This window comes from Micromonospora zamorensis (genome assembly GCF_900090275.1).
Lineage (GTDB): Bacteria > Actinomycetota > Actinomycetes > Mycobacteriales > Micromonosporaceae > Micromonospora > Micromonospora zamorensis.
Genome location: NZ_LT607755.1, coordinates 6,608,538 through 6,620,737 on the forward strand (window position 1 = coordinate 6,608,538; position 12,200 = coordinate 6,620,737).

The window sequence follows — 12,200 nt, forward strand, 5'->3', positions numbered from 1 at the left end:
GTGGGGGATGAGCCGACCGGAAGAAGCCAGGTTTGCGGCACCCCGACCCGATCGGCATCCATGATCTTAGAGATCACCTGTGACAGTTCTCGATCGGTCGACCAGGTCGCGATCTTCGTCGAAACCGGATTCGGTCGGTGCCCGCCGCGCCGGTCGCCAGGCCCGCAACGTCCGCTCGACCTGGACGGTGACCTGGTAGGACACCTCCGGCAGGTCGGCCAGCTCGATCCGTTCACCACGCAGCGCCAGTTGGGCGTGCAGCTCCCGGGCGATGGTGTCGCGAAGCGCGACCAGCAGGGGCGACAACCCGTCCGGGTCGCCGACGACATAGGCGTCCGACATGCCCACCACCCTGCACCCGGCTCCCGCCGTTCCGCCACCGTGACCGCCTCGTTGATCCACTCGGTTTCCGTGAAATCGGGCTGTCCCAGCGGCGGGAGGCCCCGACTTCCTGAAAGTCGAGTGGATCTAGGCCGCGCCGCCGAACCAGCCCGGCATGTCGAGGCGGAACCAGTTTGCCGAGGCCATCGTGCGGAGGTCGTCTTCCATGGCGGTGACCCGTTCCGGGCCGAGGGTTTCGGACCACTGTGCGCGCAGCCGGTCGAAGATCTCGGCGGAGCGGCGTAGCCCGTCGGCGCCGTGCGGCGTCACCCGGACCAGCCGGCGTCGGGCGTCGGAGGGATCGTCGGCCCGCTCCAGGTAGCCGACGGCGACCAGCCGGTCGATCGTCTTGCCGGCGGCCTGTTTGGAGATGCCCAGCCGCTGGCCCAGCTCGGTGGCGGTGGTGCCGTCCGCGCCGACGGCCTGGAGCACGAACCCGTGCAGCGGCCGCAGCTCCGGATGCCCCTCCCGGGCCAGTTCGGCGTGCAGGTCGTCGATCAGCGTCCGGAAGCCCGCCAGCAGCAGCAGTGGCAGGTGGAACCCGGGGCGCGCGGGATCAGCGGTTGCCATGTTCGACAACCACGTTTACTATTCCGTCAACCACGTTGACTATCCTACGGGATGCGGCACCGACCCTCCCGACCGACGCTGCCGAAAGCAGGTAACCATGCCCGTCTTCACCGCTCACACCGCCGAGACCGCACCCGCTGCCGCCCGCCGAGCCATCGAGGGCGTACGCGGCCGGTTCGGCTGGCTGCCCACCCCGGTGGCGCTGATGGCCGACTCGCCACAGTTGCTCACCGGCTTCCTCGCCACCAGCGCGGGCTTCGAGCAGACCGACCTCGCCCCGCTGGAGCGGGAGGTGGTCATCCTGACGGTCTCCACCACCAACGAGTGCCACTTCTGCGTTGCCCTGCACACCGGCAAGCTCACCCAGCTCGGAGCGACCACCGAGCTGATCACCGCACTGCGCGCCGGCTCGGCGCTGCCCGAGCCGCGACTGGAGGCGCTGCGCCGGTTCACGCTGGCCGTGCTCGACCACCGGGGAGCGGTGCCCGACAACGAGTTGCACGAGTTCCTGACCGCTGGCTACCAGCCCCGGCACGCGCTGGACGTGGTGCTCGGCGTCGGCGCGTACACGATGTCCACCTTCGCCAACCGGCTCACCCGCGCACCGCTCGACCCACCGCTGGCCGCCCACGCCTGGACGCCCGCCGCCTGACCGGGGGCGCCTGCCAACCGCTGCTCAGGTCGCCCCGAGGAAGTCCCGCAGCAGGGCGAGCATCTCGTCCGGGCGCTCCTCGTAGAGCCAGTGCCCGCAGTCCTCGATCACCTCGCCGCGGACCGTGTCGGCGTACCGGCGAACCTGCTCGGCGACCTGCCCGCCCAGGCTCGCCGCCGCGCCGACGGCCAGCACCGGCATCGTCAGCTTCGTGGCCCGGTACGCCGCGTTGTCGGCGATGTCCTGATCGAACGCCCGGAAGTAGGCGAAGCTGGCCCGCAGATGCGCCGGGTCGCGTAGGTGGCTCGCGAACTCCTCGATGTCGGGGGCGGCGATGCTGCCCTTGCGCACCATCAGGGCGTCGGTGAACCGGTCCACCCAGAGCGACTCCCGTCCACGCACCAACTCCTCCGGAAGCCCGTTGCCGATCGAGAAGTACCCGAAGTTCCACACTCCCGGGCCGGCCGAGGTGAGCGCCGGGAACGTGTAGATGCTCTCGTCGGGGATCGGTGCCTCGGTGAGCACCAGTCGGCTCACCCGCTGCGGATGGGCGGCGGCGTACGCGTACGCCACCATGGTCCCCAGGTCGTGCCCGACCAACCGGAGGTCACTGACCAGGCCGAGCTGGTCGAGCAGCTCGTGCAGGTCGGCGGCGACGGTCTTCTTGTCGTACCCGCCGGCCGGGGCGTCGCTGCTCCCGAAGCCGCGCAGGTCGGGTGCGACCACGTCGAAGGATCGGCTCAACTCGGGCAGCAGGTTCCGCCACATGTGCCAACACTGCGGATACCCGTGCAGCAGGACCAGCGGCGGGCCACTGCCGCCACGGACGTAGTTCATGGAGATCTGGCCGACCCGCGCCCGTTGCTCGGTGAACCCCGCCGGAACCCGCTCCGCGCCCATCGCCGCCTCCGTCCGCCGGCTGTCCGCCGCCGGCTGCCCGGCTACCCGCTCGACCGCCCACCATGCCTGCGAGTTCTGCGCCCTGACCGTTGATCCACTCGCGTTTCAGGAAGTCGGGCCCTCCCGGGCCAGTGGACACCCCGACTTCCGGAAATCCGAGTGGATCAAGGTGCGGGCCGAGCCTCCTGACCGGCAGCCGACCGGGTCATCGCGAGTGTCACAGCACCCGGCCTGGGCCGTTCGGCACCCGGTGCGGGAGACTGGCGACATGGCGGCTCGTGGCTTCCCGTACACCGATCTCAAGGACTTCCTCGCGGCGCTGGAGCGCGCGGGGGAGCTGCGCCGGGTCGACGTCCCGGTCGACCCCACCCTGGAGATCAGCGAGGTGGTCACCCGCACGGTGCGGGCAGGCGGCCCCGCGCTGCTCTTCGAGCGCCCGACCCGGGGCGACATGCCGGTGGCGATCAACCTGTTCGGCACCGAGAAGCGCATGGCGATGGCCCTCGGGGTGGAGAACCTCGACGAGATCGGCGCGCGCATCGGCGAGCTGCTCAAGCCGGAGCTGCCGCAGGGCTTCTCGGGCATGATGGGCGGGCTCGGCAAGGTCATGCAGCTCAAGTCGATGCCGCCGAAGAAGGTCAAGACGGCCCCCTGCCAGCAGGTGGTCTACCGCGGCGACGACGTCGACCTCAACCGGTTGCCGGGGCTGCAGATCTGGCCGGGTGACGGCGGGATCTTCCACAACTTCGGGCTGACCCACACCAAGCACCCGGAGACCGGTAAGCGCAACCTCGGGCTCTACCGGCTCCAGCAGCACTCGCGCAACACCATCGGTATGCACTGGCAGATCCACAAGAACTCCACTGCACACCACGCGGTCGCTGAGCGGCTCGGGCAGCGCCTGCCGGTGGCGATCGCCATCGGCGCCGACCCCGCCGTCGCATACTCGGCCAGCGCGCCACTTCCGGCCGACATCGACGAATACCTGTTCGCCGGGTTCCTGAGCGGCGAGCGCGTCGAGATGGTCGACTGCCTGACCGTGCCGCTGCAGGTGCCGGCGCACGCACAGATCGTCCTTGAGGGCTACATCGAGCCGGGCGAGCGGCTGCCGGAGGGCCCGTTCGGCGACCACACCGGCTTCTACACCCCGGTGGAGCCGTTCCCGGTCATGCACATCGAGTGCATGACCATGCAGCGCGACCCGGTCTACCACTCGATCGTCACGTCGCAGCCGCCCCAGGAGGACCACGGTCTCGGCAAGGCCACCGAGCGGATCTTCGCGCCGCTGCTGCGCTTCCTGATCCCGGACATCGTCGATTACGACCTGCCCGCCGCCGGGGTGTTCCACAACTGCGCGATCGTGTCGATCCGCAAGCGGTACCCGAAGCACGCCCAGAAGGTGATGAACGCGATCTGGGGCGCGCACATGATGTCGCTGACCAAGCTCATCGTGATCGTCGACGAGGACTGCGACGTGCACGACTACAACGAGGTCGCCTTCCGGGCCTTCGGCAACGTCGACTACGCGCGCGACCTGCTGCTCACCGAAGGGCCCGTCGACCACCTCGACCACGCTTCGTACCAGCAGTTCTGGGGTGGCAAGGCCGGCGTCGACGCCACCCGCAAGCTGCCCACCGAGGGCTACACCCGCGGTTGGCCGGAGGAGATGCGCATGAGCCCGGAGGTCACCGCCCTGGTCGACAAGCGCTGGAAGGAGTACGGGCTCTGATGGCCGTCCTCGACGCACCGGCCGAGAAGCCGGGCCGGGTCAAGTCCTTCCTCAAGCTCGTCGCGATCGAGCACTCGGTGTTCGCGCTGCCCTTCGCGTACCTGTCGGCGTTGAGCGCCATGCAGGTCAACGGCGGACGGGTGCGCTGGTGGGACCTGCTGCTGATCACCGTGGCGATGGTCGGGGCGCGGACGTTCGCCATGGCCGCCAACCGGATCCTCGACCGGCGGATCGACGCGCGGAACCCGCGTACCGCCGGCCGGGAACTGGTCACCGGGGCCGTGAGCGTGCGGACGGCCTGGACCGGCGCGGCCGTCGCGCTGGTGGTCTTCCTCGCCGCCGCAGCCCTGCTCAACCCGCTCTGCCTGGTGCTCGCGCCGCTGGCCGTGGTGCCGCTGGTCGTCTATCCCTACGCCAAGCGGTTCACCAACTGGCCGCACGCCATCCTCGGGATCGCCCAGGCGGTCGGCCCAGTCGGCGCCTGGCTGGCCGTCACCGGCACCCTGGACGGCTCCTGGCCGGCCTGGCTGCTCGGCGTGGGGGTCGGGCTGTGGATCGGCGGCTTCGACCTGATCTACGCCTGCCAGGACTCCGAGATCGACCAGGAGATCGGCGTGCGCAGCGTGCCGGCCCGTTACGGTCGGCGCTTCGCCCTGCACGCCTCCACTGTCGCGCACGTGGTGACCTTCGGGCTGTTCGTCTGGTTCGGCGCGCTGATCGGCTTCGGCTGGCTCTGGTGGATCGGGCTGGTGCTGACCGCTGTGGCGTTCGGCTACCAGCACCTGGTGGTCACGCCGACCGACCTGAGCAAGGTCAATCGGGCGTTCTTCACCGCCAACGGGTTCGTCGGCATCGCGCTGTTCGTGTTCGCCCTGCTCGATCTTGTGGTGCGGCTCGGCCTGCGCGGCTAGGGCCGCTGTGGCGGCGGCAGACGGCGGCGGTGCGCTCGGCACCGCCGCCGTCGGCGTTCCGTCCAGGCACTTGTTCTATGAACACTAGAACAAGTAATCTTTAAGCATGCTCTTCCGCATCGACCCGTCGTTGGATGAGACGCTCTTTGCCCAGCTCGTCACGCAGGTCCGCCTCGCAGTGGCCCAGGGTGCGCTCCAGCCCGGCGAACGGCTGCCCGCCGCCCGCGAGCTCGCCGCTTCGCTCGACCTCAATGTGCATACCGTGCTCCGGGCCTACCAGCTGCTCCGAGACGACGGGCTGATCGAGCTACGACGAGGTCGCGGCGCCATCGTCACCGCCCGACCCGCAGCCGACCACGCAAAGCTGCTGGCCGCCATCGACGAGGTGGTGCGCGAGGCGCGTGCCCTGCGTTTCTCCCCGGAAGCCACCGCCACACTCCTCAAGGAGGCGTTCTCATGACCACCGGCACCGAGCCTGCCCGTGCCCAGCGCCGGCGCATGCGCCGCGTCGGCCTGACGGTCACCATCTGCGGGCTCGTGATCCTGGCCGTGGCCGCCGCCGTCGCCCTCGCCTGGCGTGGCGACCTGCCCGATCCGGTTGCGACGCACTGGGGAGCCCGGGGCACGCCTGACGGCTTCATGTCCCTCGGTGCGTTCCTCTGGGTCGGCTTCGGCCTGGGCGCCCTCCTGGTGCTCGCCTTCGGCGCGGTCACGACGCTGTGGGGGCAGTCGGCGGCGAGCCGCCGCATCGGCGCGGGGACCACCATCTGGCTGGCGCTCTTCCTGGCCCTCCTCCAGATCGGCACACTGCACGTCCAGCTTGGGCTGGCTGACGCGCGCGGCGCCGACGACATCGGCGCTGCGCTCATCCTGGCGACCGTTGGCTCGCTCCTGCCGGCCGTGCTCGTCGGCGTGCTCCTGCCCGGTGACCCGCCCCAGCCAGCCGACGCCCCCGTTCCGCCCGAGGCGTCCCGCGTCCCTTTGGCGGCGAGCGAACGGGCGGTCTGGATCGGGCACACCGGTGCCGGGCCGGGGATCGCCCTGGGCGCCGCGGCGATTGTCGTCCTGGTCACGCTCGCCGTCATCAGCGGCGTGTGGGGCCTGCTGATCGTCGCGGCCCTGCTGGTCGGGGTGTTCGTGGCGATGTTCGCCTTCACCGTCCGGATCGACGAGACCGGCCTGCTGGTCCGGTCGTCGGCCGGCTGGCCGCGCACCCACGTCCCCCTCGACGAGGTGCTTCGCGCCAGCGTTGTCCAGGTCAACCCGCTGCGCGAGTTTGGCGGCTGGGGCTGGCGGGTGGGCCGTGGCGGCCGGGTCGGCATCGTTCTGCGTGCGGGTGAGGGCCTGCTGGTCGAGCGGACCGGCGGGCGCTCGACCGTCGTCACGGTTGCCGGCGCTGGCACTGCCGCCGGGCTGCTCAACACGCTCGCCGACCGTCATCGGCCGACCCTCTGACCCGGTAGCCCTCGGGGTCAGCTCCGGGATGCCGAATACCGGGCGCTCTCCATCGACCAGTCGATCGTCCCCCGCACCGAGCGGGCGACTCCCTCGACGTGCGCGGCCACCGCCCGGTCCAGCTCCGGGCCGAAGGACGGGATCGTGGCCCGCAGCTCCATGAATCGGCCCATCGTCGTGCGCCAGCGGGCCACCGCCGCTTCCACGGCCCGCTCGTCCGGCAGGCGCTGCTCCCGTGCGATGGCCAGCACCAGGTTGTGCCCGCCCGAGGTGACCCTGTCCTTCTCCAACGACACCAGGTCGTTGAACCAGGAGAGCAGGTCGTTGCCGGTTGCCGCGAGCGCCCGCAGCGCCGGGTGGTGGTAGACGGGGTCTGGCAGCGCGTGACCGGTGACGAACTCGATCATGGTGTACGACACGTACGCCGCCGAGGTCGCCCGGCGCAGCGCAACGTATTCGGAGACGGCGGGGACGTGGCCCCTGGTCTTGTTCTCCGCCTCCGTCCGGTCGCCTGCCAGGTGGTGGGCGACCGCGTCGGCGAAGCGCTGCTGCCAGGGCGGGGGCATCCGGGCACGCGGCGCTTGCCACGCGTCCGCGAGCATCTGGCGCAGCGGTCCCCGGAACCCTGCCGTGTGGGCGCCGGGGCCGTGGCGCAGCACGTGGAGCACGCCGTCCCGCAAGGCAGCGACGTCCGCGCCGCTCGCACCGTGCGGCCCGTCGCAGGCGTCGTCGAGCAGGAAGAACCAGGTCCAGAGGGCGGCGACCGTACGCAGGTCGGCGGCGCTGGCGTCAGGGTAGAGCCGACCCGCGTACCAGGCGATGCGACCGGCATCCAGCCGGCGCAGCTCGTCGTCGTCCAGCGGCAGGTCGAAGCGGCGCACCCAGCCCGCCAGCCACTCCTGGGTCGCCTCGGCATGCGGCGAGCACCGCGAGGGAAGGGGACACTCGGCACGTAGTGCGCGGGCTGCCGCCACCGTCATCGGTCGTACCGTCCCTCCGGTTGCCGCACAGAGGTTTTCCCCCCATCCGAGCATGTCAGAAATCGGCTGTCGATGATGTCCGTCGCGGGCCGGGAGGACGGCGGGTGGGCGAGGGCGGGGGGCACGGCACGGCGCCCGGCCGGACCAGGCAGGCTGGGGGCATGCGCGAACCCTGGGTGGTCGGAGTCTCCGGCGCTTCCGGTACGCCGTACGCGGCGGCCGTCATCGGCGGACTTCTCGACGCGGGCGAGCCCGTGGACCTGATCGTGTCCCGCGCGGCACGACTCACCGTGCTCGACGAGACCGGCCGATCGTTCCGCGACGGGCACTGGGCCGAGGACCTCTCCGCCTGGCTCGACCGGGACCTGACCGGGGCGGATGTGCGGCACTGGCCGGCCGGCGACCTGGCCGCCGGGCCGAGCAGCGGCTCATACCGGGTACGCGGGATGGCCGTGGTCCCGGCCAGCACGGCAGCCTGCGCCGGGATCGCGATCGGGCTCTCCAAGGACCTGTTGCAGCGTGCCGCCGAGGTCAACCTCAAGGAACGCCGCCCGGTGGTGGTGGTCCCCCGGGAGACACCGGTGACCCGCAGCCATCTGGAGCACCTGATCGCGCTGCACGACGCGGGCGCGGTGGTGCTGCCGGCCAGCCCTGGCTTCTACGGGGCTGGCGCGGCCGCCACCGCCCAGCAGTTGGTCGACTTCGTGGCCGGCAAGGTGCTCGACGCGCTCGGCGTCCCACACACCCTGTTCCGTCGGTGGTCCGGGCAGCTCGGCGCGACCCGGACCTGAGCCGGCCTGATCCTCAGTCCGCCCCGCCGTGCCGCCCGGCGGTCGTCGGTCGTAGCGGGACGCGGACCGGACTGGTGTCCGGTCCGCGTAGCGTTGTCCGCACCAGTTCAGTACATGCCAGCGTTGGCCGGACCCGGCCCCGTGGATGCGGCCGGCCCCACATTGCGTGGCTTTCCGACCTCATCCACCTCGTCCAGCATGCCCTCCCCCTCAAGCAGGGCTCGCACCTCGGATTCCCGAAACCGGCGATGCCCGCCTGGAGTCCGGATGCTTCCTATCCGGCCGGCCGCCGCCCATCTAGTCACAGTTTTCGGGTCTACCCGAAACAGCGCGGCGACCTCACCCGGTGTCAGCAGGCGATCTCCAGTGTCCACAGCCCCCTCCTCGCGTCGACGAAGCCCCCGGCTGAACACACTGCCCCCGGCTGGTGCGTAGCCCAGAGCCGTCATGAGGGACGTATGGCAATTACAGCACCAGGGACATGGCCTGTCCGCCCAAACGCGAAAAATGCACTGAGTGGGGAGTTAGTAATGGTACTGGTGCTACCTCTGCCTTGACCGGCGGTTTGCGAACAGTGACTCACCGCTCAGTCCAACGGATGCCGAACGCCTCGCGTTATGCCTCAGCGGTTAGGGTCACTCTCTGTGGACGCCATCGACCTGAACCTCGTCGACCTGCTTCGCGGCAACGCTCGCCTCTCGTACGCCGAGTTGGCCCGACAGGTGGGCCTCTCGGCCCCGGCCGTGCACGAACGGGTCGGCAAGCTGGAGAGCAGCGGCGTGGTACGGGGCTACCGAGCGGACGTGGCCCCGGAGTCGATCGGGCTGGGCGTCACCGCGCTGATCGGCATCGTCGAGGACTCCGGCGCCGACAGCGACGACATGCTCGAGTCGCTGCGGGTGCTGCCCGAGATCGAGTCCTGCTACTTCATGGCCGGCGTGGAGTCCTTCCTGCTCAAGGCGCGGGTCGGCACGATCGCCGAGTTGGAGCAGTTGATCGTGCGGCTGAACCGCACCCCCGGGGTCGCCTCCACCCGCACCGCCATCGCCCTCTCCACGAAGTGGGAGAACCGCCCGCAGCCGGTCGGCCCGCCCACGGCCTGACCGTCGCGTACCCCTGGTGTCGCCCGGCCTGCCGGCGGTAGCGTGCGCCGATGACCCCGCCGGTACGTCCTGTGGCCGTGGTGACCGGCGCTGCCGGGGGCCTCGGCCGGGCCATCGCCACCGCGCTGCACGCCGACGGCTGGTCGGTGCTGCTCACCGACCTCGACCCGGCGGCGGTCGCCGCCGCCGCGGCACCCCTCGGCGGCTGGTCGGCGGCCCTGGACGTCCGGGACGAGGACGCCTGCGCCGCCGTCGCCGCGACCGCGGCGGGCCGGGGCGAGCTCGCCCTCTGGGTCAACAACGCCGGAATCCTGGTCACCGGGCCGTCGTGGGAGCACGACGGCCCGACCCGTCAGCGGGTGTTCGACGTCAACGCCCTCGGCGCCATGAACGGCACCCTCGCCGCGCTGGCCGTGATGCGCGGGCAAGGTCACGGCCACGTGCTCAACGTCGTCTCGCTGGCCGGGCTGATCGCCGCGCCCGGCGAGACGGTGTACGCGGCCAGCAAGCACGCCCTGCTGGCGTTCAGCCTCGGCACCCTGTCCGACCTGCGGATGGCCGGATACCGGCGGGTGCACGTCTCCTGCCTCTGCCCGGACGGCATCTGGACCCCGATGCTGCACGACCGGCTGGACGACCCGGGGGCGGTGGCCTCGTTCACCGGGTCGATGCTGACCGCGCAACAGGTGGCCGCCCGGGCGGTCCGGTTGGCCCGCCGACCCCGCCCGGTGGTCAGCCTGCCCCGCTGGCGGGGAGCGCAGGTCCGCCTGCTGGACGTCCTACCGGGGCTGGCCGTCGCACTGACCCCGATCGTCCAGGCCGCCGGCCGCGCAGGTCAGCGCCGCCAACACCGTCGGAGCACGCCGCCGGACCGGCGCTGACCACCGCTGGCCTGCTTGCTACGTTTCCGAGCGTGACTCATCTCGACCGCTGCGACGATGCCAGCCGGACCTGGGTGACGGAGGCGATCGCCGCCGTCGAGGCGGACGCGAACCGCTCGGCCGACACCCACCTGTTGCCGTTCCCGCTGCCCCGCGCCTGGGGGGTCGATCTCTACCTCAAGGACGAGTCGTCCCACCCCACCGGCTCGCTGAAGCACCGGTTGGCCCGCTCACTGTTCCTCTACGGCCTCTGCAACGGCTGGATCGGGCCGCAGACCACGATCGTCGAAGCGTCCTCGGGCTCCACGGCGGTCTCCGAGGCGTACTTCGCCCGGATGCTCGGGCTGCCGTTCATCGCGGTGATGCCGGCCTCCACCTCGCCCGAGAAGATCGCGCAGATCGAGTTCCAGGGCGGCCGGTGCCATCTGGTGGACGACCCCGCGAGCGTGGTGGTCGAGGCTCGGTGGCTGGCCGAGGACTCCGGCGGGCACTTCATGGACCAGTTCACCTACGCCGAGCGGGCGACCGACTGGCGGGGAAACAACAACATCGCTGAGTCGATCTACGCCCAGTTGGAGTTGGAGCGGCACCCGATCCCCACCTGGGTCGTGGTGGGCGCCGGCACCGGGGGCACCAGCGCGACCATCGGCCGGTACGCCCGGTACCGACGGCTCGCCACCAAGCTCTGCGTGGTCGACCCGGAGAACTCGGCGTTCTACCCGGCCTGGCTGGCCGCCGACTGGTCGGTGCGCAGCGGGAAGGGCTCCCGGATCGAGGGGATCGGCCGTCCCGCCGTGGAGGCGTCGTTCCTGCCCTCGGTGGTGGACCGGATGGTCCAGGTGCCGGACGCGGCGTCACTGGCAGCCATGCGTGCCGGCTCGGCGGTGCTCGGCCGCCGGGTGGGCGGCTCCACCGGCACCAACCTGTGGGGTGCCTTCGGCCTGATCGCCGCGATGCTCGCCGAGGGCCGGACCGGCTCGGTGGTCACCCTGATCTGCGACCCGGGCGACCGCTACGCCGACACGTACTACGCCGACGACTGGGTGGCCGCCCAGGGCCTCGACCTGACGCCGTATTTGGCCACGATCGAACGCTTCCTGACCAGCGGCACCTGGCCCGCCTGAGTCACGCGGGCGCGGTCAGCGCGGGTCGATTCGCTCGGCAAGCCCGGGGTAGCGCACCACGAAGCCGCTGTCGTCCAGATCGATGTCGGCGGTGAAGGTGCCGCTGGCGAAGCGCACCCGGCCCGGCCCGAGCCCGCTGTAAATCTGCTCCGCCGCCACCACCTCCAGACCGGGCAGCAGCACCCAGGCGACGGTGATCCGGTGTGCCAGGTCGGCCGGCTCGGCTGCCAACCCCAGCCGGTGGACCGGCAGGGAGTTGAACAGCGGTGAGCCGCTCAGGTCGACGTCGAGCGCGTCGGCCAGCCGGTCCGGGTCGTCGGTGCCCGGCAGGCCGGCCCGGGGGTGACCGGCCGCGACCAGTGCCGCGTCCAGGTCGCCCTGCTCGGCGGTGGTCACCCGCCACCGGTCCGTGGCTCGCTCCAGCTTCACCCTGCGCAGCCAGCCCAGCCCTTCGGCCTCGACCTCGACCCGGGTGGTGGTCCAGTCCGGCGCGGTGGTCAGCTGGTAACGGGCGGTCCAGGGGATCGGGTCCACGGCGAGCAGGGTGCCCCGAGCCGTCAACCCGTGACCGTCGTCGAGCAGCACCTGCTCGCTGCCGGCGGTGTCCGTCCGGGACCAGAAGATCGTCTTCGGCATGGTCGGCATGAGCCGGACGTTACGCGACCAGGAGGACATCGGCAGGGCATGCGCGAACGCCGCCGCGAAGCCTGGGCTCCGCGACGG

Annotated in this window: 15 protein-coding genes; 9 read left to right on the forward strand and 6 right to left on the reverse strand. The window is 71.3% G+C overall.

Translation table 11 applies throughout. The features are described 5' to 3' along the window. Positions 1-66: 66 nt before the first annotated feature. Together GA0070619_RS29735 and GA0070619_RS29740 are read right to left on the reverse strand one after the other, a co-directional pair. Positions 67-342 (reverse strand): hypothetical protein, encoded by a 276-nt coding sequence (locus tag GA0070619_RS29735; RefSeq protein ID WP_088951078.1) that lies wholly within the window; start codon positions 340-342, stop codon positions 67-69. Positions 343-468: 126 nt separating this feature from the next. After that, a complete protein-coding gene (locus tag GA0070619_RS29740) occupies positions 469-951 on the reverse strand; it encodes a MarR family winged helix-turn-helix transcriptional regulator (protein ID WP_088951079.1) in 483 nt (160 codons plus the stop codon). A gap of 97 nt (positions 952-1,048) precedes the next feature. Between GA0070619_RS29740 and GA0070619_RS29745 the strand changes: the two genes are divergently transcribed. Next, positions 1,049-1,603, forward strand: a complete 555-nt coding sequence (locus tag GA0070619_RS29745) for a carboxymuconolactone decarboxylase family protein (protein WP_088951080.1) — start codon at positions 1,049-1,051, stop codon at positions 1,601-1,603. Between the two features lie 24 nt (positions 1,604-1,627). Here the strand turns inward: GA0070619_RS29745 and GA0070619_RS29750 are convergent, their stop codons facing one another. After that, positions 1,628-2,503 (reverse strand): alpha/beta fold hydrolase, encoded by an 876-nt coding sequence (locus GA0070619_RS29750; protein WP_088951081.1) that lies wholly within the window; start codon positions 2,501-2,503, stop codon positions 1,628-1,630. Positions 2,504-2,771: 268 nt separating this feature from the next. On the opposite strand from GA0070619_RS29750, the gene GA0070619_RS29755 reads away from it, so the two are divergent. The 4 genes from GA0070619_RS29755 (at position 2,772) to GA0070619_RS29770 (ending at position 6,598) form a co-directional block, all read left to right on the forward strand. Beyond that, complete coding sequence (locus GA0070619_RS29755; RefSeq protein ID WP_088952141.1) at positions 2,772-4,232, forward strand: menaquinone biosynthesis decarboxylase; 1,461 nt, start codon at positions 2,772-2,774, stop codon at positions 4,230-4,232. Next, complete coding sequence (mqnP, locus tag GA0070619_RS29760) at positions 4,232-5,143, forward strand: menaquinone biosynthesis prenyltransferase MqnP (protein ID WP_088951082.1); 912 nt, start codon at positions 4,232-4,234, stop codon at positions 5,141-5,143. Before GA0070619_RS29755 ends, mqnP begins: the two co-directional genes overlap by 1 nt. 106 nt (positions 5,144-5,249) lie before the next feature. After that, positions 5,250-5,603 carry a GntR family transcriptional regulator gene (locus tag GA0070619_RS29765; RefSeq protein WP_088951083.1) on the forward strand — a complete coding sequence of 118 codons (354 nt, stop codon included), beginning with the start codon at positions 5,250-5,252 and terminating at the stop codon, positions 5,601-5,603. Continuing rightward, on the forward strand, positions 5,600-6,598 hold the full coding sequence (locus GA0070619_RS29770) for a DUF1648 domain-containing protein (protein WP_088951084.1): 999 nt from the start codon (positions 5,600-5,602) through the stop codon (positions 6,596-6,598). Before GA0070619_RS29765 ends, GA0070619_RS29770 begins: the two co-directional genes overlap by 4 nt. 17 nt (positions 6,599-6,615) lie before the next feature. Here the strand turns inward: GA0070619_RS29770 and GA0070619_RS29775 are convergent, their stop codons facing one another. After that, positions 6,616-7,578, reverse strand: coding sequence for a terpene synthase family protein (locus GA0070619_RS29775; protein ID WP_088951085.1), 963 nt, complete (start codon positions 7,576-7,578; stop codon positions 6,616-6,618). A gap of 161 nt (positions 7,579-7,739) precedes the next feature. Between GA0070619_RS29775 and GA0070619_RS29780 the strand changes: the two genes are divergently transcribed. Then, entirely contained in the window at positions 7,740-8,369 is a 630-nt protein-coding gene (locus tag GA0070619_RS29780) for a UbiX family flavin prenyltransferase (RefSeq protein WP_088951086.1), read from the forward strand. A gap of 107 nt (positions 8,370-8,476) precedes the next feature. On the opposite strand, the gene GA0070619_RS29785 is transcribed toward GA0070619_RS29780, so the two are convergent. Further along, the gene (locus GA0070619_RS29785; protein WP_007454516.1) at positions 8,477-8,743 is read right to left on the reverse strand and encodes a BldC family transcriptional regulator; all 267 of its coding nucleotides are present in this window, start codon (positions 8,741-8,743) and stop codon (positions 8,477-8,479) included. A gap of 270 nt (positions 8,744-9,013) precedes the next feature. Between GA0070619_RS29785 and GA0070619_RS29790 the strand changes: the two genes are divergently transcribed. The 3 genes from GA0070619_RS29790 to cds1 are packed head-to-tail and all read left to right on the forward strand — an operon-like array spanning position 9,014 to position 11,477. Beyond that, entirely contained in the window at positions 9,014-9,472 is a 459-nt protein-coding gene (locus GA0070619_RS29790; protein WP_088951087.1) for an Lrp/AsnC family transcriptional regulator, read from the forward strand. A gap of 50 nt (positions 9,473-9,522) precedes the next feature. Next, positions 9,523-10,353: an SDR family NAD(P)-dependent oxidoreductase gene (locus GA0070619_RS29795; protein WP_088951088.1), complete on the forward strand. Its 831-nt coding sequence runs from the start codon at positions 9,523-9,525 to the stop codon at positions 10,351-10,353. A gap of 32 nt (positions 10,354-10,385) precedes the next feature. Then, positions 10,386-11,477 (forward strand): L-cysteine desulfhydrase Cds1, encoded by a 1,092-nt coding sequence (cds1, locus tag GA0070619_RS29800; RefSeq protein WP_088951089.1) that lies wholly within the window; start codon positions 10,386-10,388, stop codon positions 11,475-11,477. A gap of 15 nt (positions 11,478-11,492) precedes the next feature. On the opposite strand, the gene GA0070619_RS29805 is transcribed toward cds1, so the two are convergent. Further along, positions 11,493-12,113, reverse strand: coding sequence for a putative glycolipid-binding domain-containing protein (locus GA0070619_RS29805; RefSeq protein ID WP_088952142.1), 621 nt, complete (start codon positions 12,111-12,113; stop codon positions 11,493-11,495). Between the last annotated feature and the right edge of the window lie 87 nt (positions 12,114-12,200).

Excerpts from the sequence above, each read along its gene's own strand:
- GA0070619_RS29735 (WP_088951078.1), bottom strand. The coding sequence starts at position 342 with ATGTCGGACGCCTATGTCGTCGGCGACCCGGACGGGTTGTCGCCCCTG.
- GA0070619_RS29740 (WP_088951079.1), bottom strand. The coding sequence starts at position 951 with ATGGCAACCGCTGATCCCGCGCGCCCCGGGTTCCACCTGCCACTGCTG.
- GA0070619_RS29745 (WP_088951080.1), top strand. The coding sequence starts at position 1,049 with ATGCCCGTCTTCACCGCTCACACCGCCGAGACCGCACCCGCTGCCGCC.
- GA0070619_RS29750 (WP_088951081.1), bottom strand. The coding sequence starts at position 2,503 with ATGGGCGCGGAGCGGGTTCCGGCGGGGTTCACCGAGCAACGGGCGCGG.
- GA0070619_RS29755 (WP_088952141.1), top strand. The coding sequence starts at position 2,772 with ATGGCGGCTCGTGGCTTCCCGTACACCGATCTCAAGGACTTCCTCGCG.
- mqnP (WP_088951082.1), top strand. The coding sequence starts at position 4,232 with ATGGCCGTCCTCGACGCACCGGCCGAGAAGCCGGGCCGGGTCAAGTCC.
- GA0070619_RS29765 (WP_088951083.1), top strand. The coding sequence starts at position 5,250 with ATGCTCTTCCGCATCGACCCGTCGTTGGATGAGACGCTCTTTGCCCAG.
- GA0070619_RS29770 (WP_088951084.1), top strand. The coding sequence starts at position 5,600 with ATGACCACCGGCACCGAGCCTGCCCGTGCCCAGCGCCGGCGCATGCGC.
- GA0070619_RS29775 (WP_088951085.1), bottom strand. The coding sequence starts at position 7,578 with ATGACGGTGGCGGCAGCCCGCGCACTACGTGCCGAGTGTCCCCTTCCC.
- GA0070619_RS29780 (WP_088951086.1), top strand. The coding sequence starts at position 7,740 with ATGCGCGAACCCTGGGTGGTCGGAGTCTCCGGCGCTTCCGGTACGCCG.
- GA0070619_RS29795 (WP_088951088.1), top strand. The coding sequence starts at position 9,523 with ATGACCCCGCCGGTACGTCCTGTGGCCGTGGTGACCGGCGCTGCCGGG.
- GA0070619_RS29805 (WP_088952142.1), bottom strand. The coding sequence starts at position 12,113 with ATGCCGAAGACGATCTTCTGGTCCCGGACGGACACCGCCGGCAGCGAG.